This window comes from Ancylobacter oerskovii (assembly GCF_018390555.1).
Taxonomy (GTDB): Bacteria; Pseudomonadota; Alphaproteobacteria; order Rhizobiales; family Xanthobacteraceae; genus Ancylobacter; species Ancylobacter oerskovii.
Map to the genome: position 1 here is coordinate 303,988 of NZ_JAHBGB010000041.1, position 24,524 is coordinate 328,511.

At 69.8% G+C, this 24,524-nt stretch carries 29 protein-coding genes; 19 read left to right on the forward strand and 10 right to left on the reverse strand.

The window, feature by feature from the left end:
- Positions 1–50: 50 nt before the first annotated feature.
- A complete protein-coding gene (locus tag KHC19_RS20015; protein WP_246549196.1) occupies positions 51–1,715 on the forward strand; it encodes a L,D-transpeptidase family protein in 1,665 nt (554 codons plus the stop codon).
- A gap of 439 nt (positions 1,716–2,154) precedes the next feature.
- Here KHC19_RS20015 and KHC19_RS20020 read toward each other — a convergent pair whose 3' ends face one another.
- Together KHC19_RS20020 and secA are read right to left on the reverse strand one after the other, a co-directional pair.
- Entirely contained in the window at positions 2,155–2,535 is a 381-nt protein-coding gene (locus KHC19_RS20020) for a nuclear transport factor 2 family protein (RefSeq protein ID WP_213354873.1), read from the reverse strand.
- A complete protein-coding gene (secA, locus tag KHC19_RS20025; RefSeq protein WP_213354876.1) occupies positions 2,532–5,315 on the reverse strand; it encodes a preprotein translocase subunit SecA in 2,784 nt (927 codons plus the stop codon). Before secA ends, KHC19_RS20020 begins: the two co-directional genes overlap by 4 nt.
- 390 nt (positions 5,316–5,705) lie before the next feature.
- Here secA and KHC19_RS20030 point away from each other — a divergent pair, with 390 nt between their 5' ends.
- Entirely contained in the window at positions 5,706–6,722 is a 1,017-nt protein-coding gene (locus KHC19_RS20030; RefSeq protein WP_213354879.1) for a peptidylprolyl isomerase, read from the forward strand.
- A gap of 114 nt (positions 6,723–6,836) precedes the next feature.
- Here KHC19_RS20030 and KHC19_RS20035 read toward each other — a convergent pair whose 3' ends face one another.
- On the reverse strand, positions 6,837–7,496 hold the full coding sequence (locus tag KHC19_RS20035; RefSeq protein WP_281418582.1) for a TetR/AcrR family transcriptional regulator: 660 nt from the start codon (positions 7,494–7,496) through the stop codon (positions 6,837–6,839).
- A 122-nt stretch (positions 7,497–7,618) separates the two neighbouring features.
- Here KHC19_RS20035 and KHC19_RS20040 point away from each other — a divergent pair, with 122 nt between their 5' ends.
- The 3 genes from KHC19_RS20040 to mutT all read left to right on the forward strand — a co-directional run bounded on the left by KHC19_RS20040 (position 7,619) and on the right by mutT (position 9,648).
- The gene (locus KHC19_RS20040; RefSeq protein ID WP_213354882.1) at positions 7,619–7,840 is read left to right on the forward strand and encodes a putative antibiotic biosynthesis monooxygenase; all 222 of its coding nucleotides are present in this window, start codon (positions 7,619–7,621) and stop codon (positions 7,838–7,840) included.
- Between the two features lie 130 nt (positions 7,841–7,970).
- The gene (argJ, locus tag KHC19_RS20045) at positions 7,971–9,218 is read left to right on the forward strand and encodes a bifunctional glutamate N-acetyltransferase/amino-acid acetyltransferase ArgJ (protein ID WP_213354895.1); all 1,248 of its coding nucleotides are present in this window, start codon (positions 7,971–7,973) and stop codon (positions 9,216–9,218) included.
- A gap of 16 nt (positions 9,219–9,234) precedes the next feature.
- Positions 9,235–9,648 (forward strand): 8-oxo-dGTP diphosphatase MutT, encoded by a 414-nt coding sequence (gene mutT, locus KHC19_RS20050; protein WP_213354898.1) that lies wholly within the window; start codon positions 9,235–9,237, stop codon positions 9,646–9,648.
- An 11-nt stretch (positions 9,649–9,659) separates the two neighbouring features.
- Here the strand turns inward: mutT and KHC19_RS20055 are convergent, their stop codons facing one another.
- The 3 genes from KHC19_RS20055 to KHC19_RS20065 form a co-directional block, all read right to left on the reverse strand.
- Positions 9,660–10,160 (reverse strand): hypothetical protein, encoded by a 501-nt coding sequence (locus KHC19_RS20055; RefSeq protein ID WP_213354901.1) that lies wholly within the window; start codon positions 10,158–10,160, stop codon positions 9,660–9,662.
- A 72-nt stretch (positions 10,161–10,232) separates the two neighbouring features.
- On the reverse strand, positions 10,233–10,817 hold the full coding sequence (locus tag KHC19_RS20060) for a TetR/AcrR family transcriptional regulator (RefSeq protein ID WP_213354904.1): 585 nt from the start codon (positions 10,815–10,817) through the stop codon (positions 10,233–10,235).
- Positions 10,818–10,912: 95 nt separating this feature from the next.
- Positions 10,913–11,818, reverse strand: coding sequence for a methyltransferase domain-containing protein (locus KHC19_RS20065; protein WP_213354907.1), 906 nt, complete (start codon positions 11,816–11,818; stop codon positions 10,913–10,915).
- 154 nt (positions 11,819–11,972) lie between these two features.
- On the opposite strand from KHC19_RS20065, the gene KHC19_RS20070 reads away from it, so the two are divergent.
- Genes KHC19_RS20070 through KHC19_RS20090 form a run of 5 tightly spaced genes read left to right on the forward strand, consistent with a single transcriptional unit; the run spans position 11,973 to position 14,976 of the window.
- A complete protein-coding gene (locus KHC19_RS20070) occupies positions 11,973–12,794 on the forward strand; it encodes a ComF family protein (protein ID WP_213354919.1) in 822 nt (273 codons plus the stop codon).
- A gap of 57 nt (positions 12,795–12,851) precedes the next feature.
- Entirely contained in the window at positions 12,852–13,109 is a 258-nt protein-coding gene (grxC, locus tag KHC19_RS20075) for a glutaredoxin 3 (RefSeq protein WP_213354922.1), read from the forward strand.
- Between the two features lie 29 nt (positions 13,110–13,138).
- Entirely contained in the window at positions 13,139–14,065 is a 927-nt protein-coding gene (locus KHC19_RS20080; RefSeq protein WP_213354925.1) for a carbon-nitrogen hydrolase family protein, read from the forward strand.
- A gap of 2 nt (positions 14,066–14,067) precedes the next feature.
- A complete protein-coding gene (locus KHC19_RS20085) occupies positions 14,068–14,544 on the forward strand; it encodes a DUF1178 family protein (RefSeq protein WP_213354928.1) in 477 nt (158 codons plus the stop codon).
- Positions 14,545–14,568: 24 nt separating this feature from the next.
- Positions 14,569–14,976 (forward strand): Ivy family c-type lysozyme inhibitor, encoded by a 408-nt coding sequence (locus KHC19_RS20090; protein WP_213354931.1) that lies wholly within the window; start codon positions 14,569–14,571, stop codon positions 14,974–14,976.
- Positions 14,977–14,991: 15 nt separating this feature from the next.
- Here the strand turns inward: KHC19_RS20090 and KHC19_RS20095 are convergent, their stop codons facing one another.
- Genes KHC19_RS20095 through KHC19_RS20105 form a run of 3 tightly spaced genes read right to left on the reverse strand, consistent with a single transcriptional unit; the run spans position 14,992 to position 16,535 of the window.
- Positions 14,992–15,609: a DsbE family thiol:disulfide interchange protein gene (locus tag KHC19_RS20095; protein WP_213354934.1), complete on the reverse strand. Its 618-nt coding sequence runs from the start codon at positions 15,607–15,609 to the stop codon at positions 14,992–14,994.
- On the reverse strand, positions 15,599–15,775 hold the full coding sequence (gene ccmD, locus KHC19_RS20100) for a heme exporter protein CcmD (protein ID WP_213354937.1): 177 nt from the start codon (positions 15,773–15,775) through the stop codon (positions 15,599–15,601). Before ccmD ends, KHC19_RS20095 begins: the two co-directional genes overlap by 11 nt.
- Positions 15,776–15,800: 25 nt before the next feature.
- Positions 15,801–16,535, reverse strand: a complete 735-nt coding sequence (locus KHC19_RS20105; protein ID WP_213354940.1) for a heme ABC transporter permease — start codon at positions 16,533–16,535, stop codon at positions 15,801–15,803.
- 395 nt (positions 16,536–16,930) lie between these two features.
- On the opposite strand from KHC19_RS20105, the gene KHC19_RS20110 reads away from it, so the two are divergent.
- The 6 genes from KHC19_RS20110 to rplS all read left to right on the forward strand — a co-directional run bounded on the left by KHC19_RS20110 (position 16,931) and on the right by rplS (position 21,830).
- Complete coding sequence (locus KHC19_RS20110) at positions 16,931–17,329, forward strand: DUF930 domain-containing protein (RefSeq protein ID WP_343207767.1); 399 nt, start codon at positions 16,931–16,933, stop codon at positions 17,327–17,329.
- Positions 17,330–17,691: 362 nt separating this feature from the next.
- Entirely contained in the window at positions 17,692–19,233 is a 1,542-nt protein-coding gene (ffh, locus tag KHC19_RS20115; protein WP_213354951.1) for a signal recognition particle protein, read from the forward strand.
- A gap of 206 nt (positions 19,234–19,439) precedes the next feature.
- Positions 19,440–19,799 (forward strand): 30S ribosomal protein S16, encoded by a 360-nt coding sequence (rpsP, locus tag KHC19_RS20120; RefSeq protein ID WP_213354964.1) that lies wholly within the window; start codon positions 19,440–19,442, stop codon positions 19,797–19,799.
- Positions 19,800–19,996: 197 nt separating this feature from the next.
- On the forward strand, positions 19,997–20,551 hold the full coding sequence (gene rimM, locus KHC19_RS20125) for a ribosome maturation factor RimM (RefSeq protein ID WP_213354966.1): 555 nt from the start codon (positions 19,997–19,999) through the stop codon (positions 20,549–20,551).
- A 5-nt stretch (positions 20,552–20,556) separates the two neighbouring features.
- Positions 20,557–21,312, forward strand: coding sequence for a tRNA (guanosine(37)-N1)-methyltransferase TrmD (gene trmD / locus KHC19_RS20130; protein ID WP_213354978.1), 756 nt, complete (start codon positions 20,557–20,559; stop codon positions 21,310–21,312).
- A 110-nt stretch (positions 21,313–21,422) separates the two neighbouring features.
- Positions 21,423–21,830, forward strand: coding sequence for a 50S ribosomal protein L19 (gene rplS, locus KHC19_RS20135; protein ID WP_213354981.1), 408 nt, complete (start codon positions 21,423–21,425; stop codon positions 21,828–21,830).
- Between the two features lie 307 nt (positions 21,831–22,137).
- On the opposite strand, the gene KHC19_RS20140 is transcribed toward rplS, so the two are convergent.
- Positions 22,138–22,407 carry a hypothetical protein gene (locus KHC19_RS20140; RefSeq protein ID WP_246549205.1) on the reverse strand — a complete coding sequence of 90 codons (270 nt, stop codon included), beginning with the start codon at positions 22,405–22,407 and terminating at the stop codon, positions 22,138–22,140.
- Between the two features lie 219 nt (positions 22,408–22,626).
- On the opposite strand from KHC19_RS20140, the gene KHC19_RS20145 reads away from it, so the two are divergent.
- The 3 genes from KHC19_RS20145 (at position 22,627) to KHC19_RS26250 (ending at position 24,500) form a co-directional block, all read left to right on the forward strand.
- Positions 22,627–22,824 (forward strand): hypothetical protein, encoded by a 198-nt coding sequence (locus KHC19_RS20145; RefSeq protein ID WP_213354984.1) that lies wholly within the window; start codon positions 22,627–22,629, stop codon positions 22,822–22,824.
- A 114-nt stretch (positions 22,825–22,938) separates the two neighbouring features.
- Positions 22,939–24,354 (forward strand): 3-isopropylmalate dehydratase large subunit, encoded by a 1,416-nt coding sequence (gene leuC / locus KHC19_RS20150; protein WP_213354986.1) that lies wholly within the window; start codon positions 22,939–22,941, stop codon positions 24,352–24,354.
- An 11-nt stretch (positions 24,355–24,365) separates the two neighbouring features.
- Positions 24,366–24,500 carry a hypothetical protein gene (locus KHC19_RS26250; protein ID WP_281418583.1) on the forward strand — a complete coding sequence of 45 codons (135 nt, stop codon included), beginning with the start codon at positions 24,366–24,368 and terminating at the stop codon, positions 24,498–24,500.
- Positions 24,501–24,524: the final 24 nt, after the last annotated feature.

Genomic DNA, 24,524 nt, shown 5'->3' on the forward strand with positions numbered 1-24,524 from the left:
CTTCTTCACGGCCCGCATTGCTTTCGGCGGGCGGGCGCCTGCGGGCGCTGATGCTCGCTGGCGCCGCGGCGGCAGCGCTGGCGCTTGCCGGCTGCACCGGCGACGGCGGTCCCTCCGTCAATGCCAAGGCGATGAAGGCGCTGAGCCCGCAGACGCTCGCCCTCATCAGCGAGAAGGGCATGACGAAGGACAGCCCCATCGTCGTGCGCATCTTCAAGGAGGAATCCGAGCTCGAAGTGTGGAAGGAAACCACCTCGGGCGAGTATGCGCTCCTGAAGACCTACCCGATCTGCCGCTGGTCCGGCGAGCTCGGCCCCAAGGTGAAGGAAGGCGACCGGCAGGCGCCGGAGGGCTTCTACACCATCACCCCGGGCCAGATGAACCCGAACTCCAGCTACTATCTCTCCTTCAATCTGGGCTTCCCCAACGCCTATGACCGCGCCTGGGGCCGCACCGGCGCCCACCTGATGGTGCATGGCGACTGCTCCTCGGCCGGCTGCTACGCCATGACCGACGAGCAGATCCAGGAGATCTTCGCGCTCGGCCGCGAGAGCTTCCAGGGCGGGCAGCGCGCCTTCCAGGTGCAGGCCTATCCGTTCCACATGACGGCGGACAACCTCGCCCGCCACCGCAACAACCCCAACCTTGCCTTCTGGCGCATGCTGAAGGAGGGCAGCGACACCTTCGAGGTGACGCGGCAGCTGCCCAAGGTGGATGTCTGCGGCCGGCGCTATGTGTTCAACGCCACGCCGGCGGACCCGAATGCGCGCTTCGATCCCAACGCGCCGTGCCCGGAATTCACCCAGCCGGGCGGGCTCGGCGAGGCCCTCGCTTCGCGCAAGGCCGTCGATCAGCAGCGCATCGCCTCCGCCTCCATGCCCGCCGCGCCGGTGAGGACCGGCAAGGATGGCGGCATGAACAAGGTGTTCCTCGCCAAGCTCGCCAACCCGCAGGCCAAGGCGCCGGGTTCGCTGCCGGCGGTGGTGAAGCCGCCGGGCTCGGATTACGGCGTCGACACCAACGAGCCGGCGCCCGCCGACAGCATCGCGCTGGCTACCGCCGATACGGTGCCGGTCGCCGCCAATGTGCCGCTACCCGAGCCGCGCCCGGCCGACGCGCCCGCCGGCTCGGCGCCGCAGCTCGCCTCCGCCTCCGGCGAGATGTCGCTGTTCGGGCGGGCCGCCCCGGCGCCCGCCGCTACCCAGGTTGCCTCGCTCGATCCGGCGGCGGTGCCCGCGCCGGCCGCCGCTCCATCGGGCGGCGCGTCGTCGGGTGGGCTGCTCGCCAGCGTCAACCGGCTGCTCGGCCGCAGCGACGCGCCCGCCGAGCCGGCGGCGCCGACCTCGGCTCCCGCCGCGTCGTCTTCCGCGACCTCGCCGGCACCGTCCGGCCTGACGGCGCTCGGCAATTGGCTGACCGGCAAGAGCGCCGAGCCGGCTCCTGCGCCGGTCGAGCCGGCAGCGGCGCCCGTCGCCGACGTGCCGGTGCCGCCCGCGCGCCCGCCGGCGCCGCGTGCCGCCGCCCCGGCCGCCGCGCCGCAGACCCATGCGCGCCGGACGGCGCCGGCCCCGGCCGTCGCCAGCGCCCCGGTCAGCGCTCCCACGCCCGTCGCCGCCGCCGCGCCCGCCAAGGGCACGACGTCGTCCAGCGTTGCGCTTCCCGGTCCGTCGATCCTGTCGACGGGCGCCTTCACCTCGTCGTCGTCGGTGCAGTAAGCCCGTTCTTCGCGGCTCATCACGAACAGGCGCCCACCGGACCGGTCGGGCGCCTTTTTCATTGGCGGTGGCGTGGCAGGCTGGCATGCGCGCCTTCAAGAGGCTCTCTTCCCGATGGGAAGACGTGCCCCGCGCAGCAGCGGGTCGATGTCGAGCGCCACCCTTCTCCCCGACGGGGAGAGCAGGCTCCTATCCTGGGGCCGCGTTCGGGGCATGGCGTCGGCCCTGTCCTCGATTGAAGGGCCTTCTCGGTTCGGGCCGCGGGTACCGGAGGAAGGGTGCGGGCGAGCCGTGAGGGCAGCCGGGCCCGGGTGGCAACGGAGATGCTGCTATCGGCCGAGAGGCCGTTGTCGCCGGATGGCGGGTGACGCCACTTTCATGGAACCGACCCTGGTGAAATCGCCACCCCGCAGGCCCGGTTCGACAAGGCCGCCGGCTCTCAGGCGATGGCGCTGGCGTGGATCGCCACCACCCGCCAGCCCGGCGCGGTCCGTCGCCAGAGCCGGCTGAACCGCAGCGCGGCGCTGAAGGGCGCGCCGCCGGCGACGCCCGCCGCATCGGCGCGCAGCACCGTGTGGGCGGTGTGCGGATCGAGAAGGCGGATGCGGAGATCGGAAAAATCGACGCGGCTCAGGCGAAGCGCGCCGGTCCGGTGGAGGTCGAGGTCGGCCTGCTTGTCGAGGATCCGGCCGGCGGCATCCACGAAGACGAGATCGTCGGCCAGCAGCGCGTCGAGCGCCGCGACATCGCCGGCAAGCGCCGCGCGGCGAAGGCTCTCCTCCGCCGCTGCGATCTCCTCGACGGCCGCCGCCTCGCTCATGCGAAGCGGCCGTGGCAGTGCTTGTACTTCAAGCCGGAGCCGCAGGGGCAGGGCTCGTTGCGCCCGACCCGGCCCCAGCTCGCCGGGTCGCTCGGGTCGCGGGCCGGCTCCGCCGGGGCGAGGGTCGCCGCGTCGAAGCTCTCGCCGGCCAGCTGAGCGAACTCGTCCTCGCCGGTATCGGCGTCGATGTGGTGCGCGCTCATCATCGGCGGCTCTTCCGGCGGCGGGGCCGTCATGATCTCCACCCGCATCAGCTGGGCGGTGACCGCCTCGCGCAGGTTGGAGAGCATGGCCTCGAACAGCTGGAAGGCTTCCGACTTGTACTCGTTGAGCGGGTCGCGCTGGGCGTAGCCGCGCAGGCCGATCACCTGGCGCAGATGGTCGAGGGTGACGAGATGCTCGCGCCAGAGATGGTCGAGCGTCTGCAAGAGGATCGACTTCTCGACATAGCGCATGATCTCGGGGCCGTACTGGGCCGCCTTCGCCGCCATCGCCTCGTCGGCGCGGGCCTGGATGCGCTGGCGCAGCTCCTCGTCGGCAATGCCCTCCTCGTGGCCCCACTCGACCACCGGCAGGTCGAGGCCGAGCACGTTGCGCAGCGTCTCCGCCAGACCCGCCGTGTCCCACTGCTCGGGATAGGCGGTGGGCGGCACATGCTTGGCCACGATGTCCTCGATGATGCCGTGGCGCATCTCGGCGACGGTCTCGGCGACGTCCTCGTCCTGCATCAGCTCGACGCGCTGCTCGAACACCACCTTGCGCTGGTCGTTCATCACGTCGTCGTACTTCAAGAGGTTCTTGCGGATGTCGTAGTTGCGCGCCTCGACCTTCTGCTGCGCCTTCTCCAGCGCCCGGTTGATCCAGGGATGGATGATGGCCTCGCCTTCCTTGAGGCCGAGCTTCTGCAGCATGCCGTCGAGCCGGTCCGACCCGAAGATGCGCATCAAATCGTCTTCCAGCGACAGGAAGAAGTGCGAGTGGCCGGGATCACCCTGGCGGCCGGAGCGGCCGCGCAGCTGGTTGTCGATGCGCCGGCTCTCGTGGCGCTCGGTGCCGATGACGTAGAGGCCGCCGGCTTCCAGCGCGATCTTCTTCAGCCGCGCGATCTCGTCGCGGATCGACTGCTCGGCGGCGGCGCGCTGCTCGCCTTCCGGCAGATCGGCGAGCTCGTGCGAGATGCGCATCTCGGCATTGCCGCCGAGCTGGATGTCGGTGCCGCGGCCGGCCATGTTGGTGGCGATGGTGATGGCGCCGGGAACGCCCGCCTGCGCGACGATGTAGGATTCCTGCTGGTGGTGGCGGGCGTTCAGCACCGCGAACACCTTGTCGTCGGCCTTGCCCTGGTCGCCGTCATAGAGCGGGCGGAAGGCGTCGGGGTCGCTGAAGTCCTTCTGCTTGAAGCCGCGCTTCTTGAGCAGCTCGGCGAGCAGCTCGGACTTCTCGATCGAGGTGGTGCCGACCAGCACCGGCTGGCCGCGCTGCTTGCAGTCGGCGATCAGCTCGATGATGGCGTTGTATTTCTCGTCCGCCGTCCGGTAGACCTCGTCGTCGTCGTCGATGCGCTTGACCGGCAGGTTGGTCGGGATCTCGACGACTTCGAGATTGTAGATGTCCTGGAATTCCGCCGCCTCGGTATTCGCCGTGCCGGTCATGCCGGCCAGCTTCTCGTACATGCGGAAATAGTTCTGGAAGGTGATGGAGGCCAGAGTCTGGTTCTCCGGCTGCACCTGCACGCGTTCCTTGGCTTCGAGCGCCTGGTGCAGGCCTTCCGAATAGCGCCGGCCCGGCATCATGCGGCCGGTGAACTCGTCGATGATGACGACCTCGCCGTTGCGCACGATGTAGTCCTTGTCGCGCTGGAACAGCGTGTGGGCGCGCAGCGCTTGGTTGACGTGGTGGACGACGGAGACGTTCTCGACGTCGTAGAGATTGTCGCCCTTCAAGAGCCCGGCGTCGCGCAGCAGGGTCTCGATCTTCTCCATGCCGTCCTCGGTCATGGCGACCGAGCGCTGCTTCTCGTCGACCGTGTAGTCGTCCTTCGACAGCTTGGGGATGTAGGTGTCGATGGTGTTGTAGAAATCGGAGCGGTCGTCGAGCGGGCCGGAGATGATCAGCGGCGTGCGCGCCTCGTCGACCAGGATCGAATCGACCTCGTCGACCACCGCGAAGAAGTGCGGGCGCTGCACCATCTGCGCGAGGTCGTACTTCATGTTGTCGCGCAGATAGTCGAAGCCGAGCTCGTTGTTGGTGGCGTAGGTGACGTCGCAGGCATAGGCCTCGCGGCGCTCATTGTCGTCCAAGCCGTGGACGATGATGCCGGTGGTCAGGCCGAGGAAGCCGTAGACGCGGGCCATCCATTCGGCGTCGCGGCGGGCGAGGTAGTCGTTGACGGTGACGACATGCACGCCCTTGCCGGCGAGCGCGTTGAGATAGACCGGGGCGGTGGCCACCAGCGTCTTGCCCTCGCCGGTGCGCATCTCGGCGATGCCGCGCTCGTGCAGCACCATGCCGCCGATCAGCTGTACGTCGAAATGTCGCTGGCCGAGGGCGCGCCGGGCGGCCTCGCGGACGGTGGCGAAAGCAGGGACGAGCAGGTCGTCCAGCGTCTTGCCGTCGGCGAGCTGCTGCCTGAACTCGGCCGTCCGGGCGCGGAGCTGCTCGTCGCTGAGCGCCCGGAGCTCCGGCTCCAGCGCGTTGATGGCGGCGACTTTCGGCTGGTAGCCGCGCACGCGGCGGTCATTGGCCGATCCGAAGAGCTTTCGCGCGAGAGCGCCGAACATGAGGCTTCCAATCCGTTCCCGCCAAGTCGGAGAACGGAGCGCGGCGGTGACGGGCCGCCGGCCCCGCTTGAAGCAGGCTCCCGCCGGCCGGGAGCGCGAGCAAACGTATCTTGCCGGTTCACCCAAACCCCTTTTGCGGCCGAAATGGGTCGTTCGGGCGAGGCCGGCACGCATCGCGAGAGGCCACCAGCGTCACAAAGACGCGAGCGGCCGGAAGGCTTCGCGGTGCGTGCCACACTTATGAACGGGTTTAGGGGTTGTCAATCGCAGGCAGGGCGCCCTTTTTCATGCCGGTCCGGGCGAGGGGGGCGCTTGCAACCGGCCCCGTTCCGGGCCAGCTTTCGCCCGCCCGTATCGCGGACAACCGCAAACCTGCGAGGAATGCTTTTCATGACCCCCACTCGTCCGCACGCCGCAAAGGCGCCGATCCGCGCGCGCGCCCTGATGGGCGCCGGCGCGCTCGCCCTGATCCTCGGCGCCGCGCTCGTCCTGCCGGTCGCCTCCGCTCAGGCGCAGACCGCGCCGGCGACGCCGGCGCCCGCCCAGGCTGCCCCCGCGCAGGCTGACGATACCGTGCTCGCCACCGTCAACGGGACGCCGATCACCCGCGCCGACGTCAATGCCGCGGCTGCCGAGCTGGGGCCGAACCTGCCGCCGCAGATCCAGGGCCCGGCCCGCGACGAATATGTGCTCGGCTTCCTGATCGACCTCACCGCCATGGCGCAGGCCGCCGAGGTGCAGAAGCTCGACCAGACCGCGGACTTCAAGCGCCAGCTCGACTTCATCAAGAAGCGGGTGCTGATGCAGGCGGCGCTGGAGCAGGCGGCGAAGGCGGCGGTGACCGACGAAGCGCTGAAGAAGACCTATGAAGAGGCGCTGAAGCAGCAGAAGCCGGAAGAGGAGGTGCATGCGCGCCACATCCTGTTCCGCGCCGACCCGAACGACAAGGCGGCCTCCGAGGCGGCCGAGAAGAAGGCCAAGGACGTCGAGGCGCGCCTGAAGAAGGGCGAGGACTTCGCCAAGCTGGCCGGCGAGCTGACCGAGGATCCCTCGGGCAAGCAGGACGGCGGCGATCTCGGCTTCTTCACCAAGGACCAGATGGTGCCGGAATTCGCCGAGAAGGCCTTCGCCATGAAGCCCGGCGACGTGTCCGAGCCGGTGAAGACCCAGTTCGGCTGGCATGTCATCAAGGTGGAGGAGAAGCGCCAGAAGCCGCTGCCGACCTTCGACGAGGTGAAGCCGCAGATCGAGCAGTATCTGGTGCAGAAGGCGCAGGCCGACACGGTGCAGAAGACCCGCGACGCCGCCAAGGTGGAGAAGACCGCCGCGGCGCCGAAGCCTTCCGACCTCGTCGCCCCGCCGGCCGGCACGCCCGCTCCCGCCGACGCGCCCAAGCCGGCGCAGTGAGGCTCGCGCGGGCCGGCCATGCCGGCTCCGCCGCCGCCCGACATTCAGGAAAAGGCCGTCCGGTTCATGCCGGGCGGCCTTTTTCTTTTTCGCGAGGCGGCCGGGAGGCGGGGGTCAGCGCCGGAGCATGCCGCGGGCGATCTGGCGCACGGCGGCGGTGATGGTCTCGACGTCGTCCTCCATCCGGCCGGTGAGCAGCCGTGCCCAGACATAGCCGCCGACAATGTCGACGGTGGTGTCGAGGTCGACGGCCGGGTCGAGCTCGCCGCGCTGATGCGCCCGCTCGAAGACCAGCGCGAGATGGTGCCGCCGCTCGGCGAGGAAGGCGCGCAGGGCGTCGAGCGCGGCGGGATCGGATTGCGCCTCGGCGATGATCGAGCGGAAGGCGCCGCCGGCCGGGGTCTCCCGCCAGAAGCGCGAGATGGTGCGGATCATGGCGGTCAGGTCGCCCTCGAGGGTGCCGGTGGCGTCCTCGGCGAGCGCGAGCTTCTGGCGGGCATAGATATCGAGCAGAAGCGCAGCCTTGCTGTTCCACCAGCGATAGATGGTCGGCTTGCCGGCCCCGGCGCGCTTGGCCACCTGCTCGATGGAAAAGCCGGCATAGCCCCGTTCGGCGAGCAGGGCCTCGGCGGCATCGAGGATCGCCTCGGAGGCGGCCTTGCTGCGGCGGGGACCCGCCGACACGCGGGAAGGGGAGGCCGGGGCCGGGGACGATCCGGCCATGAGGGCCCGATCGGAGACGCGGTCCTTTTCCCGGGCGGGGTCGTCGGTCATGGGCGACATTTCTCGCGGGTCGAGCGGGGCATGCGGCCCACTCTAGGAGCAGGGCTTCTCGTTGACAAAACGAAACGGAGCGTTTTAATAAACGAAACGTTCCGTTTTGTCATAGTGTCGTCATGTCCGCCGCTCCGAACTTCTCCCGCTCGCGCTTCACCCTCGCGGTGACGCTCGCGACCTATCCGCTGATGACCGCGCTGCTCTATGGCGTGATCGCCTTCACGCCCGATTGGCCGATCTGGTTGCGCACCATGATCGTCGAGCCGGTCATTTCCGTCGCCATGGTGTGGGTGCTGGTGCCCAGCATACGCGGCCAGCTGCGGGCCTGGCTGCATCCCTGAGCTTCCCGGGAGGTTGCCGGCGCCCGGCGGGTCGGCCGGGCGCGGCTGTCGAACGGGGCTGTCGAACGTCTTGCGGATGTCGCGCGCTTCGGGCACATCGGTCCGGCCTTCCTCCCGCCCGAGATGTCCCATGGCCCACGCTGCTCCCGTCTCCCCGCTCGCGCCCAAGACTACGCCGGATGTCGCCCCCGTCGAGGGCGTGCGCTTCGCCACCGCTGCGGCGGGCATCCGCTACAAGGGGCGCACCGACGTGCTGCTGCTGGCGCTCGACGAGGGCACCACGGCGGCCGGCGTGTTCACCAGGTCCAAGTGCCCCTCGGCGCCGGTGGAGTGGTGCCGGGCCAACCTTCCCGGCGGCCTCGCCCGCGGGCTGGTGGTGAATTCGGGCAATGCCAACGCCTTCACCGGCAGCAAGGGCCGCGAGGCCACCGCGCTCACCGCGAAGATCGCCGCCAAGGCGCTGGGCTGCGACGAAAGCGAGATCTTCCTCGCTTCCACCGGGGTGATCGGCGAGCCGCTCGACGCGACCAAATATGAGGGCGTGCTGGAGGAGACCGCCGGCCGGCTCGGCACCCTGCCCTGGATCGACCCGGCGCGGGCGATCATGACCACCGACACCTTTCCCAAGCTGGCCACCGCCACCGCCAAGATTGGCGGCGTCGAGGTGACCATCGCCGGCATCGCCAAGGGCGCCGGCATGATCGCCCCGGACATGGCGACCATGCTCTCCTTCGTGTTCACCGACGCGCCGATCGAGGCAAAGGCGCTGCAGGCGCTGCTCTCGCGCGGTGTGACCGATTCGTTCAACGCGGTGACCATCGACGGCGACACCTCCACCTCCGACACGCTGATGCTGTTCGCCACCGGCGCGGCGGCCAAGCGCGGCGCGCCGCGCATCGCCGAGGCGACCGACCGCCGGCTGGCGTCGTTCCGCAAGGCGCTGACCACCGTGCTGGCCGATCTCGCCGAGCAGGTGGCGCGCGACGGCGAGGGCGCGCGCAAGCTGGTGAAGATCGAGGTGACGGGGGCGACCTCCAAGCGCTCGGCGCGGCGCATCGCCATGTCCATCGCCAATTCGCCGCTGGTGAAGACGGCGGTGGCCGGCGAGGACGCCAATTGGGGGCGCATCGTGATGGCCGTGGGCAAGGCCGGCGAGCCGGCCGAGCGCGACCGGCTGTCGATCTCGTTCGGCGGCATCCGCGTCGCCCATGAAGGCGCGCGCGATCCGTCCTATGACGAGGCGCAGGTCTCGGCCTACATGAAGAACGACGTCATCGACATTCAGGTCGATATCGGCCTCGGCGCCTCGTCCGACCGGGTGATGACCTGCGACCTCACCAAGGAATATGTCGCCATCAACGGCGACTATCGTTCGTGAGCGAGGGGCGGGCCCGATGAAGATCGTCCTCGTCGCCGCCTGCGCGCTCGTCGATGTCGACGGGCGGGTGCTGCTCGCCCAGCGGCCGGAAGGCAAGCAGCTTGCCGGCCTGTGGGAATTTCCCGGCGGCAAGGTGGAGCCCGGCGAGCGGCCGGAGGACTGCCTGATCCGCGAGCTTGCCGAGGAACTCGGCATCACCGTGAAGGAGCCGTGCCTCGCCCCGCTGACCTTCGCCAGCCATACCTACGAGACGTTCCAGCTGCTGATGCCGCTGTGGATCTGCCGGCGCTGGGAGGGCCAGGTGCAGGGGCGTGAGGGGCAGAAGCTCGCCTGGGTGCGGGCCGGGCGGCTGCGCGACTATCCGATGCCGCCGGCCGACGAGCCGCTGATCCCGGTGCTCGTCGACCTACTCGGCCCGGGGCGGGACTAGCCGGCCCTCATCTAGCGGCGGCCGGGGCGTGCCGAGAGCCGTCCCTGCCGGCGCAGATGGATGATCTGCGCGGTCAGGCCGACCACGAGCAGGACCAGGAGCCCGGCCTGGGAGCCGACGAGCAGCGGCGCGTGCAGGTCGGTCACCAGCGGATGGCCGTCGGGGACCCGGCGCAGGATTTCGGTGACGGTGGGCAGCATCAGCAGGAAGGTGCTGAGGCTCAGGCAGACGGTTTCGATATAGTGCGCGGCCCTGCCGAGACCGGGAAGCCGCCCGACGCCGTATCCCGCCAGCAGGAACAGCAGCGTCACGGCGCCGATGACATAGCCGACCGGCTCGTGCGCCACGAGGAACGCGGTGACGGCGCCGATCACCATCGAGACGAAGTAGACGACGCCAGGGACCGACCGCGGCACGATCCGGCCATAGCGCACGAACATGTAGAACGCCACCGGGATCGCCGGCAGGCTGCCGAGCGTGTGGATCCAGCCGAGCGGAGAAATGCCAAACATGGGAATGTCCTTTGTATCTACCAACTGATTGGTAGATTGACGAGGCAAACTGGATGCCGCCCTGGGGCGGCGTCAGCGGGGTGTCTCGAGGCGTTCCAGCAGGGGATGGACGATGACGCCGAACATGCCGGCGTCGCCATAGGCCCGCGCCGACAGCATGGCGCCGTGAACGGTGGCGAGGATGATCTCGGCCTCCGCCCGGGCGGTTCCGGCCGGATGCAGCCGGCCCTGCGCGGCGCCGCGTTCCAGAACCGAGGTCAGCCAGTCCGAGAGCGCGCGGAAATGGGCGCGTACCTCCAGCACGACAGTCTCGGGAAGTGCCGGAATTTCGCTCGCCAGCAGGGCGCAGACGCAGAATGGCGCGCTCGCATCGGCGATGCAGGCTTCCCAGTAGCCGGTATAGGCCCGCAACTGAGCGGCCGGATCGGCTACCTGCCGCTCCAGTTCGGCGGTGGCGGCCTCCGCTTCCTGCCGATACCGCTTCACCAGCGTGCGGACGAGGTCCGACTTGACGGGAAAATGGTGGTGGATGCTGGCCTTGGTGATGCCGACGACCTTCGAGATGTCGGCATAGCTGAAGCCGTTATAGCCGCCGGCGATGACGAGCTCGCGGGTGCAACGCAGGATGTCGTCGGATGTGGTGGGGGCGCGGGACATAATTGTTTCTACCTTCTAGTAGGTAGGTTGTCAATGAGGCGGCTCCGCATCGCGCCGGCCCGCCGAGCCGCAGGCGCTGCCTTCCCGCAAGACCTTCAGGAATCGTCGCCGGGCAGCCTGCCTTCGGGCACCTTCAGCGCATCGGCGAGCCGGACCTTCGCCGAACCGGGGCGCAGCGGCTTCTGCTGGCTCTCATGCGGCGCCCAGCCGGAGATCCAGGCGATCTCGAAGGTGGCGCGCAGCCGCCCGTCCGGGTCGGCGAAGCGCTCGGCATAGACCTCGAACAGGCGGGCCAGCGTCGCGCGGCGCAGTGGGGCGCGGCGGCGGGCGGCGAGCGGATTGGCGGCGCCCATGCGACGCAGATCGTGCATCAGCGCCAGGGGATGGGCGTAGCGCACCACCACGCGATCGACATCGGTGACCGGCAAGGCGAGGCCGGCCCGCTGGATCAGGCCGCCGAGATCGCGCAGATCTGCGAAGGGCGCCACGCGGGGGGAGATGCCGCCCGTCGTCTCGCTCTCGGCGATGGCGAAGGCCTCGCGCAGCTCGGCGAGCGTGCCGGCACCGAACAGGCAGGCGAGCAGCAGCCCGTCCGGCCGGAGCGCGCGGCGGATCTGCGCCAGCGTGCCGGGAAGGTCGTTCGCCGTCTGCAGCGCCAGGGCGGAGACCACGAGATCGAGCGACGCGGCGCCGAAAGGCGGCATCTCGATGTCGGCCGCGGCGTCGTTGTCGGCGCGCTCGGGCGGGCCGAAGGCGAACAGCCGGCCGATCATCGGGGAGGCGGCGAGCGCGCGGGCGAGGGCCGTGGTCGGCGTGCCGAGATCGCCGGCGATGTCGAAGCGGCGGTTCACCGCGCCGAGCCGATCGGCGAGATCCTCCGCGACCCGGTCGATGAGGAAGGTTTCCGGGCCGAGCGCTCGCGCCCGCCGTCGCCGGGCGGCGAGGGTGCGGGCGTCGAAGATCCGGTGGGGACCGGCGGCGGCAGATTCGGAACCGGGCATGGGGCGCTCCTCGATGCCTGCCATAGGCCGATGCGGACGCGCGGTCAAAGCGCAGGGCCGGGAGACGAACCCGTCCGCCCGCGGCTTTCCCCACGCGCGGATTTCGGAAAGATCCCCCGCGCACAACCGCCGCGATCCGTGCAACGATGGCGCCATGGATGATGCCGCGCCCATCCCCGTCCGCTCGCGCCACCGCTTCGCCGCCGCCTTCACCCAGGCGGGGCAGGGGGCCTTGCGCGCGCTGAAGGTCGCGGGCCGGGTCGGGCTCGACCATGCGTTGCCGCCCACCTGCATGGCCTGCAAGCGGGCGGTGGGCGAGCCCGGCGGGCTGTGCGCCGCCTGCTGGCGGCAGCTCGACTTCATCTGCGAGCCGCTGTGCGAGCGGCTCGGCGTGCCGCTGGAAGCCGGCGCGAACCGGCTCTCGCCGCTGGCGGCGCAGCATCCACCGGCCTATGGGCGAGCGCGGGCCGCGGTCTGCTTCGGCGAGGTGGCGCGGGAACTGGTGCACGGCTTCAAATATGCCGACCGCACCGATCTCGCCGATCCGCTGGCGGGGCTGATGGCGCGGGCCGGCACCGAGTTGCTGCGCGATGCCGAGGCGCTGGTGCCGGTGCCGCTGCATCCGCGCCGGCTGTTCAAGCGCCGCTTCAACCAGTCGGCGCTGCTGGCGCTCGGCATAGAGCGGCGTAGCGCGGTGCCGATGCGGCCCGCCTGGCTGGTGCGCCGGCGGGCGACGACACCCCAGGTCGGGCTCGACCGTGCGGCGCGGGCGGAGAATGTCGCCGGTGCCTTCGCGGTGCCGGACGCGGCCCGTGCCGAGGTGGCGGGGCGGCGCATCGTGCTGGTCGACGACGTGCTGACCACCGGGGCGACGCTCGACGCCTGCGCCAAGGCGCTGCTGCGCGCCGGGGCGGAACGGGTGGACGTGCTGGTGTTCGCGCGGGTTGTTGACGGAATGACGACGCCCATATCATAGAACGGCGGCATCGCGTCCTCGGTGCAGGAGGACGGGGAATGGCGCGGGAGGAATGCCATGGCGCAGATCGAGATCTACACCACCTATACCTGCCCCTATTGCCACGCCGCCAAGGACCTGTTGAAGCGTAAGGGCGCCGCCTTTTCCGAGATCAACGTCGCCGGCGATCCGGTGATGCGCTCCACCATGTCCGGCCGCGCCGGCGGCCGCACCAGCGTGCCGCAGATCTTCATCGACGGAAAGCATGTCGGCGGCTGCGACGACCTTTACGCCCTCGACGAGGCCGGCGGGCTCGACCCGCTGCTCGCCCGCTGATCCTTCCCGCGTTCAACCGAGTTCAGGCCATGACCGCTTCCGCCGCCGACGCCACCTCCCGACCGCTGCATCTCGGCGCGCCCTTCAAGGCGGCGCTGGTGCAGATGCGCACCGGCAAAAGCGTCGCGGCCAATGTCGAGGCCGCCTCGGCGCTGATCCGCGCGGCGGCGGCCGACGGCGCCTCCTATGTGCAGACGCCGGAGATGACCGGCACCATGGAGGAAAACCGGCAGGCGCTGTTCGCCACGCTGCACGAGGAGGAGACCGACCCCGCGCTCGCGGCCTTCCAGTCGCTCGCCCGGGAACTCGGCATCCATCTGCATATCGGCTCGCTGGCGATCCGGGCCGGCGAGCACCGGGCGGCGAACCGCTCCTTCCTGCTGGCGCCGGACGGCTCGATCGCCGGCCGCTACGACAAGATCCACATGTTCGACGTCGACCTGCCCAATGGCGACGTCTATCGCGAATCCGAGGCCTACCGGCCCGGCGAGATCGCCATCCATGCCGATCTGCCGGAGATCCGCCTCGGGCTGACCATCTGCTACGATCTGCGCTTCCCGGCGCTGTTCCGCGCGCTGGCCGAGGCCGGGGCGGGCATGCTGGCGGTGCCCGCGGCCTTCACCAAGACCACCGGCGAGGCGCACTGGCATATCCTGCTGCGCGCCCGCGCCATCGAGACCGGCTCCTTCGTGCTCGCCGCCGCGCAGGGCGGCCTGCATGAGAATGGCCGCGAGACCTTCGGCCATTCGCTGATCATCGACCCGTGGGGGCGCATCCTCGCCGAGGCCGGCACCGAGCCGGGCGTCATCTCCGCGGTGATCGACCCGGCCGAGGTGGCGGCGGTGCGCCGGCGCATTCCCTCGCTGCAGAACGGCCGGCGCTTCGAGCTGCTGCCCGAGCCGGGCGCGGGGCGCCTGCATCTGGCGGCCTCCGGCCCGGCGCCGGCGGGAGAATAGCCATGATCCTCTATTCGCTGTGCTGCGAGAAGGAGCACGGCTTCGACAGCTGGTTCCGCGATTCCGCCGCTTACGAGCAGCAGAAGGCGCAGGGGCTGGTCGCCTGCCCGGTTTGCGGCTCTGCCGAGGTCGAGAAGGCGCTGATGGCGCCGGCGCTGGGCTCCGGCACCCGCAAGCGCGAGCCGGAGCCGGAGCCGACGGCGGCGCTGCCGGCGGAGAAGACGCGGCCGGAGAAGATCGCCCTGCTGTCCGAGCGGGAGCAGGCGCTGCGCGCCATGATCCGCGCGGTGCGCGAGCAGGTGACGCAGAATTCCGACTATGTGGGCGAGGAGTTCGCCACGCTCGCGCGGCAGATGCATGAGGGCGAGGTGGAGCAGCGCTCGATCTATGGCGAGGCGAGTGCCGAGGAGGTGCGCTCGCTGATCGAGGACGAGATCGAGGTGCTGCCGCTGCCGAACCTGCCGGACGAACGGAACTGAGGCCGGCGCGCCATGAGGGGATCCATGAGGGCGACCCGGCTGGCGGCACTCCTCCTCCTCGCGGGCATGCTCCCGATGGCGGCGCTGGCGCAGCCGACCACCGCCTCCCGCCCGCATCTCTATGAGCTGATCAGCCGCGAGCCCTATCGCTCGACCTGGAACCGGCTGATCGCGCCGGTGCTGAAGAACGACCGCTGGCTCAAGGGCGCGCGCGGCGTGTGGGTCGTGGTGCCGCCGGCGGTGCTGAACGGCGTGCACGTCAATGTCTACGTGCTCTGCAAGCCGACCGGCTGCGCGCATGGCCGGATTAGCGCCATCTTCGAGGCCGGCGGGCACCGGGCCTATGGCGCCTTCCTCAACGCCGCGGGCACGCAGATCCTCGGCTCGCCTCCCGCCGCCGAGCAAAGGGCGCTGCTGACGGCGCTGCGTTAGCGGCAGGCGACGCGATCAGCTGCCGGCCGGCGCCGGCGCGGCGATGGCCTTCTCGATCTCCGGCAGCAGGCGGTCGCGCAGGCCGTCGGCATCGATCGGGCCGACATATTTGTAGGCGATGCGGCCGTCGCGGCCGATGACGAAGGTCTCGGGCACGCCATAGACGCCCCATTCGATGGCCGCGCGGCCATTGGCGTCCACCCCCACCGCGGCATAGGGATTGCCGAAGGTGCCGAGGAAGCGGCGCGCATTGCCGGCATCGTCCTTGTAGTTGAGGCCGACGAGGCGGAAGCCCGGCATCTGCGACAGCTGCACCAGGTAAGGATGCTCGTCGCGGCAGGGCACGCACCAGGAGGCGAAGACGTTGAGCACGGTGACACCGCCCTTGCCGACCGATCCGGCGGGCAGGCCGGGCACCGGGGCGCCCGCGCGCGCCAGGCCGTCGAGCGGCGGCAGATCGAGCGTCGGGGCCGGGTGGCCGATCAGCGCCGAGGGCAGGCGGGCGGGATCGCCGGAGAACAGCCGGCCATAGAACAGCGCCGCCAGCGCCAGGAACAGCACCAGCGGCACGAGGAGCAGCAGGCGCCGGCGCAGCGGCGAACCTTGGGCGACGGCCGCGGGATCATCGGCCATCGCCGGTTCCCGTATTGGAGCGACGGCGGATGCCGCGTGCTTCCATGGCCGCGAGCTGGCGGCGGACCGCGCGGCCGTCGAACAGGATCCACAAGGCCAGCAGCGCGATGGAGACGGCGCTCGCCCCATAGGCGGCGGCGATGAAGAAGGCGTGGGTGTCGGCCATGTCGTTTTCGCCCTGAATGGTTCGTCTAGGCGTGCACGGCTTCGGCGGCGGTGCGCGCTTCCAGCGTCCTGAGGCGCCGGCGCAGGATCTCGGTGCGCATGGCGGCGAGATGCAGCGTCAGCATCAGCAGGGTGAAGCCCAGCGCGGTGGCGAAGAGCGGCCACAGCAGGCTCGGATGAATGCTCGGCCCGCCCATGCGGAACACCGAGGCCGGCTGGTGCAGCGTGTTCCACCAGTCGACCGAGAACTTGACGATCGGCACGTTGATGAACCCCACCAGCGTCAGCACCGCGCAGGCGCGGCCGGCCTGGTTGGGATCGTCGATCGCCGAGCGCAGCGCCAGCAGGCCGAGATAGAGCAGCAGCAGCACCAGCATCGAGGTGAGGCGCGCATCCCAGACCCAATAGGTGCCCCACATCGGCCGGCCCCACAGCGAGCCGGTGAGCAGGCACAGAAAGGCGAACAGCGCGCCGATCGGCACCAGCGCCTTGTGGGCGACGTCGGCCAGCGGATGCCGCCACACCAATATGCCGAGCGAGGAGAGCGCGAGCAGCGAATAGCCGAGCATGGCGAGCCAGGCGAAGGGCACATGGATGTACATGATGCGCACCGTCTCGCCCTGCTGGTAGTCGGCCGGCGCGCGGAAGGCGAGCACGAAGCCGATGCCGAGGGTGACGGCGGCGGCCCCCGCGAGCCATGGCAGCACCCGCCCGGAGAGGGCGAGGAAACGGGTGGGGTTCGCGAGATCCATCAGCGCCATGGGGCGGTTCTAATCTGCCCCGCGCGGCCCGGCAACACGGCGGGGGTGCGGCGGAACGCGGCGGAACGCGGATGTGAACGCCCCGCGCCGGCGGTGGCGGGGATCGCCCGCCGCGCCCCGGGCCTGCCCGCCCCCCGGGGAGGGCGCCCGGACGGGGATGCTTCCACAAGGGCAGCGTGAGCGGAGGTCGGGTATCGCGTAAGGTCAAGTGGTAAAAAGGAAAACGTCGAAATGGACCCCGGGCTTGAGCTTCCGGGCGGCTGGTGGCATCAGGGAGCGCGGCCGACCGGCCCGTCGTCTGTAACGTCGTCGTGAAACCCGTCCCCCGCGCCATGTCCGGGCCACATCCGCCCGCTTGAACGGCGCCTCGATTCGAGGCTGGAGATTCGACACCCGTGAAACGCGTCGCCTTCATCGCGCTTGCGCTCGCCGCTTCCGCTGCCCTGCCGCCGGCAGGCGCCCAGGCCAAGACCACCGACGAGCAGATGCTGATGCTCGACCCGGCCGCCCGGGTGGAGCAGCGCTGCAATTCGCGTGGCATGGGCGAGATCGGGCGCGAGCAGAAGGGCATGCATCCCGACGAGCTGGTCGCCTATGCCTATGCCAACACCAAGCTTTCCGGCCAGCACCTCGTCGCGCCCGGCGCGGCGGTGCGGAGCGGCGGCACCTGGTATCACCTGTCCTATGCCTGCGAGACCGCCAATGACGGGATGGACATCAAGTCCTTCTCCTACAAGCTGGGCGCCGCGATCCCCCGCTCGGAATGGGACGCGCATTACCTGGTGGCGCCGTAGGGAGCGGTCATTCCCGGCGCCGAGGCCGCCCGACGCATCGTCATGCCCGGGCTTGGCCGGGCATCCACGTCTCGGGCCGGGTGCGCCGGCTGAAGCGAAGGCGTAGATGGCCGGGCCAAGCCCGGCCATGACGGCGGCTGGGGCGACACGGGAGACGGCCAAGCCCTCCGCGACGGCCCTGTCCGCCGCCGGTTTCCTTGACTTCGCCGCACTCGGCCTGTAGACGACGCCATTCTCGCAACGATCCGCGAGCCGTCCCGCCGCCCGGCCCCCGAGGCCGGAGGTCCACGCCCGACAGCGCGATGCGCCCTCGGGCGTTTTCGGCTTGCGTGGTCTTCGGCGTGAAGATGGAGCCCGGACGCATGTTCGATTCACTGAGCGACCGCCTTGGCGGCATACTCGACCGGCTGAAGAAGCGCGGCGCCCTCACCGAGGCCGACGTCGGCGAGGCCATGCGCGAGGTGCGCCGGGCGCTGATCGAGGCCGACGTGGCGCTCGACGTGGTGCGCTCGTTCACCGACAAGGTGCGCACCCGCGCGGTCGGCGCCGAGGTGGTGAAGTCGGTCACTCCCGGCCAGATGGTGGTGAAGATCGTCCATGACGAGCTCGTCGCCATGCTCGGCTCGGACGCCAAGCCGATCGACCTCGAGGCCGCCCCGCCGGTGCCGGTGCTGATGGTCGGCCTGCAGGGCTCGGGCAAGACCACTTCCACCGCCAAGATCGCCCGCCGCCTGAAGGACCGGGCCGGCCGCAAGGTGCTGATGGCCTCGCTCGACACCCGCCGCCCGGCGGCGATGGAGCAGCTCGCCACGCTCGGCAAGCAGGTCTCCGTCGACACGCTGCCGATCGTCGCCGGCCAGAGCGCCGTGCAGATCGCGCGTCGCGCGATGGAAGCGGCAAGGCTCGGCGGCTTCGACGTGGTGATGCTCGACACCGCCGGCCGCGTCACCCTCGACGAGGCGCTGATGGCCGAGGTGGCCGAGGTGAAGGCCGCGACCGGCCCGCACGAGGTGCTGCTGGTCGCCGACAGCCTCACCGGCCAGGACGCGGTCAACACCGCCAAGGCCTTCGACGCCCGCGTCGGCCTGACCGGCATCGTGCTGACCCGTGCCGACGGCGACGGGCGCGGCGGCGCCGCGCTGTCCATGCGCGCGGTTACCGGCAAGCCGATCAAGCTGGTCGGCACCGGCGAGAAGATGGATGCGCTGGAGGATTTCGATCCCCGCCGCATCGCCGGCCGTATCCTCGGCATGGGCGACGTCGTCTCGCTCGTCGAGAAGGCGGTGGAGAACATCGACGCCGAAAAGGCGATGGCCGCCGCCGAGCGGATGCGCAAGGGCAATTTCGATCTCGAAGACCTGCGCATGCAGCTCGAGCAGATGGAGAAGCTCGGCGGCCTCGGCGGGCTGATGGGCATGTTGCCCGGCATCGGCAAGCTGAAGAACCAGATGGCCAATGCCAATCTCGACGACAAGGTGATCCGGCGCCAGAAGGCGATCATCGATTCGATGACGAAGAAAGAGCGGCGCAACCCGAAGCTGCTCGACGCCTCGCGCCGCAAGCGCATCGCCGCCGGTTCCGGCACCAAGGTCGAGGACGTCAACAAGCTGATGAAAATGCACCGCCAGATGGCGGACATGATGAAGGCGATGGGCGCCTCCGCCGGCGGCAAGCGCGGCGGACCGATGGCCGGCCTCGCCAACATGTTCGGCCTGGGTGGCGGCATGCCCAAGCCCGAGGACCTCGCCAAGCTCGCCGAGAAGATGCCCGGCGGCCTGGGCGGCGGCGGGCTCCCCGCGAAATTCCCCGGCAATCTTCCCGGTCTTCCGGGCGGGATGCCGGGCCTCGGCAACAAGCCGGGCGGGCTTCCGGGCCTGCCGGGCTTCCCGCCGAAGAAGAAGTGACGACCCCGTGAATCTGAACACCGTCATGGCCGGGCCTGGCCCGGCCATCCACGCCTTCCCCTGCGCAAGACGTGGATCCCCGGAACTCGGGTTCTCCCGAATTCCGCTCGTGCGGAACCGAAGTCGGCAGTCGCCGGCTTCGGGCCAAGCCCGGGGATGACGACGTAAACCGAAGACCGAACTTAAATACCTGAAAGGAAAGACCAATGTCCCTGAAGATCCGTCTCGCCCGCGGTGGCGCCAAGAAGCGTCCCTATTACCGCATCGTCGTCGCCGATTCGCGCTCCCCGCGCGATGGCCGCTTCATCGAGAAGATCGGCACCTTCGACCCGCTGAAGCCGAAGGACGCCGCTGACCGCTTCACCCTCGACGTCGAGAAGGCCAAGGCCTGGCTCGCCAAGGGCGCCCAGCCGACCGACCGCGTTGCCCGCTTCCTCGATTCGCTGGACGTGGTGAAGCGCGAGGCGCGCAACAACCCCGAGAAGGCCGTGCCCGGCAAGAAGGCCCAGGAGCGCGCCGCCGCTGCCGCCAAGGCCGCCGAAGCCGCCGCCGCTCCGACCGAGTGAGCCGATCGTCGCGGGTGATCCCCGAGACGTCTGCACTGGGAGCACCGTCATGCCCGGCCTCGTGCCGGGCATCCACGTCTTCCGACCGCCGCTGGGCCGTCGTGGATGGCCGGGACACGCCCGGCCATGACGATTGCCCCGGTGGGGAGCATGATGCGCTGGTACGCCGGCTCTCACTTCAGGAAGAGACCAGATCCATGCCCAACGATCGCGTTCTCCTTGCCCGCATCGGCGCACCGCATGGCGTGCGCGGCGAGGTGCGCCTGTTCGTCTTCGCCGAAGGCCCCGAGTCGTTGCTCGACTACGGCCCGCTGACCGACGAGACCGGCAAGCGCCGTTTCGAGATCGTGGCGATGCGTCCGGCCAAGGAGCATTTCGTCGCCCGGCTCAAGGGCGTCGACAGCCGTGAGGCCGCCGAGGCGTTGACCAATGTCGGCCTGCATGTCGCCCGCGACCTCCTGCCGGCGCCGGAGGACGAGGACGATTTCTACCATACCGACCTGATCGGCCTCGCCGCGGTGACCGCCGAAGGCGAGAGCTTCGGCCGGGTCGTGGCGGTGCATGATTTCGGCGCCGGCGACATATTGGAGATCGCCCGCGCGGCGGAGGACGGCAAGCCCGCCGGCACGGTGATGCTGCCCTTCACCAAGGCGGCGGTGCCGGTGGTCGACATTGCCGGCGGCCGCGTCGTGGTCGAGCCCGGCGAATGGGCCGAGGCGGCAGCGAAGCCCGACGACGCCGACGAAAGCTAGCCGCCATGACCGCCTCGACGGCCGGCTGGCGCGCCTCGATCATCACCATCTTTCCCGACATGTTTCCCGGGCCGCTCGGCCTGTCGCTCGCCGGGCGGGCGCTCGGCCAGGGCTCCTGGGCGCTCGATACCGTCGATCCGCGCGACGGCGCCACGGACCGCCATCGCTCGGTCGACGATACCCCGGCCGGCGGCGGGCCGGGCATGGTGATGCGCGTCGACGTGCTGGCCCGCGCGGTGGACATCGCCGCCCCCGAGGGGGACACCCGTCCGCGCTTGCTGATGACCCCGCGCGGCAAGCCGCTGACGCAGGCCCGCGTGCGCGAGCTGGCGGCCGGGGAGGGGGTGGTGGTGGTCTGCGGCCGCTTCGAGGGCGTGGACGACCGGCTGGTGGCGGCTCGGGGCCTGGAAGAGGTCAGCGTCGGCGACGTGGTGCTGTCCGGCGGCGAGATCGGCGCGCTGGTGCTGCTCGACGCCTGCGTGCGGCTGTTGCCCGGCGTGATGGGCCATCCCGACTCCGGCACCGAGGAGAGCTTTTCCGCCGGCCTGCTGGAATATCCGCAATATACGCGGCCGCAGAGCTTCGAGGGGCGGGAGATCCCGGCCATCCTGTCGAGCGGCGATCATGCGAAGGTGGCGCGCTGGCGCCGCGAGCAGGCCGAGGAGGCGACGCGCGAGCGCCGGCCGGACCTGTGGGCGGCCTACGCCTCGGCCCTGCCGCATGACGGACGAATGACGAAGAAGCGCCCGCCGCGCGAATAACGCATGACAAGCCCGCCGACTTGGCGTATAGGGCCCGCCATCACTGTTCCAACTGAAAACAGCAAGAAGCGGACGGCCGGTGGCCGGCCTTGTCCGTGAGAGGTGATATCATGGTCGACATTATCCAGCAGCTCGACAACGAGCAGATCGAGAAGCTCTCTGCCGTCAAGCAGATCCCGGACTTCCAGCCCGGCGACACCGTCATCGTGAACGTGAAGGTGAAGGAAGGCGAGCGCTCGCGCGTTCAGGCCTATGAAGGCGTGGTGATCGCCCGTTCCGGCGGCGGCATCAACGAGAACTTCACCGTCCGCAAGATTTCCTATGGCGAAGGCGTCGAGCGCGTGTTCCCGCTCTATTCGCCGAATATCGACAGCCTCAAGGTTGTCCGTCGCGGCAAGGTGCGTCGCGCGAAGCTCTATTACCTGCGCGACCGTCGCGGCAAGTCGGCGCGTATCGCCGAGCGCCAGGACAAGAACGCCGGCAAGGGCAAGAAGGACGCGCCGGTCGCCGCCGAGTGACCCGCTGACTTCGATCGAACGGAACAGACGGAAAGGCCGGGGCATGTCCCCGGCTTTTTTGTTGGGCGCGGCGGCGGGTGGTCGTTCGCATGCCCGCCCGTCAGATGCACGGGCCGCCGCGGGCCTCGACCTGCGAACCTCGCTCCGCGGGGCTCTGACCAGTCTGGTGTCGATCCGGTGGTGAGAGGGCGGCGATCCTCCGCCGGATGTGCGGCTTGCCGCCGCTCGGGGCGCGCGGATATCGCGGGGGCAGGGGCAGTCGGGGGGGCGGCGACTTCGGGCGCGGCGGTGCCGAAGGGCGATCCGGTTAGCAGTCCTTGATATGCCGCACCTTGGTACGGGTCTGCTGCTCGACGATCAGTGCGCCGTCGCCGAGCACGGCGGCCTGCATCACCGTGGCGAAATCCGGCTGGCGCTTCATAGGGCAGGTGATCAGCGCGGTTTCCACCCTCTCGACTTTCTCTACCGGCCGGATGGCGGCGAGGTCGACACGGGTGCGGCTCTCCAGCGCCACCGCCATGATGCCGAAGGCGACGATCAGGGCGAAATCGCTCGGGCGCAGAGCGGCGAGGTTCATGGCAGTCCCTCTTCACGTCGTTGCTTCCCCATGCGGGGGAAGGGTGGGGCACGACGTGCTTCACCGGTCATATTGAATTGACGTTAGGTTATTTCAACCGCTTTCCGCCGGGTACTTGCTGTAATACTGTATACTACCAATATGACGGCTGACGGCGGCGTGATCGCAACCCTTTGCGGGTGCATTGTTCAGCCGGCGGAAAGTTGCTAGAACGGTTCCATGATGAAGTCGGGCACGAGCGGAATTGTCGCACGTCGGATGGCTGTGGCCGTCGCGGATGGTTGTGATGTCGCGCGCCCGGAAGCGCGTCGTCGCCTGCCCACCACTATCGGCTTCGCCGCGGTGCCGGATCATGTGCGGCTGCCGGCGCGGTTTTTCGGCCGTTTCACCGCCTGCGCGGTCGCGGGCCTTAGCTGAGCGCCGCCCGGAACCTCGCCACTCGGCGTCTCGCGTTCCCGGCCGTGCGCTGGCCTGCCTCAGGCCGATATCCGACCCTTCCATTACAATTGCATCCAGCAGCCGAGGATGAGCATGTCCGCTCCCCGCACCCTGTACGACAAGATTTTCGACGACCACATCGTCGACCGCCAGGAGGACGGCACCTGCCTCCTCTATATCGACCGCCATCTCGTGCATGAGGTGACCTCGCCGCAGGCCTTCGAGGGGCTGCGCGTCGCCGGCCGCAAGGTACATGCGCCGGAAAAGACCCTCGCCGTGGTCGATCACAACGTGCAGACCAGCGACCGGCGCTTCGGCATCGAGGATCCCGAGAGCCGCATGCAGGTCGAGACTCTGGCCGAGAACACCCGCGACTTCGGCATCGAGTATTTCAACGAGCTCGACAAGCGCCAGGGCATCGTCCACGTGATCGGGCCGGAGCAGGGCTTCACCCTGCCGGGCACCACCATCGTGTGCGGCGACAGCCACACCTCGACGCATGGCGCCTTCGGCGCGCTCGCCCATGGCATCGGCACCTCGGAGGTGGAGCATGTGCTCGCCACCCAGACGCTGATCAGCAAGAAGAGCAAGAACATGCGCGTCACCGTCGACGGCAAGCTGCCCGACGGCGTGACGGCCAAGGACGTGACGCTCGCCATCATCGGCACCACCGGCACCGCCGGCGGCACCGGCTACGTCATCGAATATGCCGGTGAGGTGTTCCGCAACCTCACCATGGAAGGCCGGATGACGGTCTGCAACATGTCGATCGAGGGCGGTGCCCGCGCCGGCATGGTGGCGCCCGACGAGACCACCTATGCCTATGTGAACGGCCGTCCGCGCGCGCCCAAGGGCGCCGCCTGGGACGCCGCCCGCCGCTATTGGGACACGCTGCGTTCGGATGAGGGCGCCTTCTTCGACAAGGAGGTGCGCCTCGACGGCGCGGCGCTGCCGCCGATCGTCTCCTGGGGCACCAGCCCGGAGGACGTGATCTCGGTGGAAGGCCTGGTGCCGGATCCCGAGCTGATCGAGGACGAGGGCAAGCGCGAGGCGAAGAAGCGCGCGCTCCATTATATGGGGCTCACCGCCGGCACCAGGATCACCGACATCGCCATCGACAAGGTGTTCATCGGTTCCTGCACCAATGCCCGCATCGAGGATTTGCGCGCGGCGGCCAAGATCGTCGCCGGCCACACGGTGCGCGAGGGCGTGTCGGGCATGATCGTGCCGGGTTCTGGCCTCGTTAAGCTGCAGGCCGAGGCCGAAGGGCTCGACGCCATCTTCAAGGCGGCGGGCTTCGACTGGCGCGAGCCGGGCTGCTCCATGTGCCTCGCCATGAACGCCGACAAGCTCGGTCCGGAGGAGCGCTGCGCCTCCACCTCGAACCGCAATTTCGAGGGCCGGCAGGGCTTCAAGGGCCGCACCCACCTGGTTTCGCCGGCGATGGCGGCGGCGGCGGCGATCGCCGGCCGCTTCGTCGACGTGCGCAACTGGCGCGGCCCGGTCTGAGGACGGCGGCGATGGCCCCGCACCCCTATGCCGATCCCCCGGAGGACGACGCCGTCGAAATCTGGGGCCGGCGCATCGGGCGGGGCCTCGCCATCGCCTGCGGGCTCGGGCTCGGCGTGTATCTCATCGTGACCTATCTGCGCTGAGGCTCCATCCGTGAACGCGCTCGC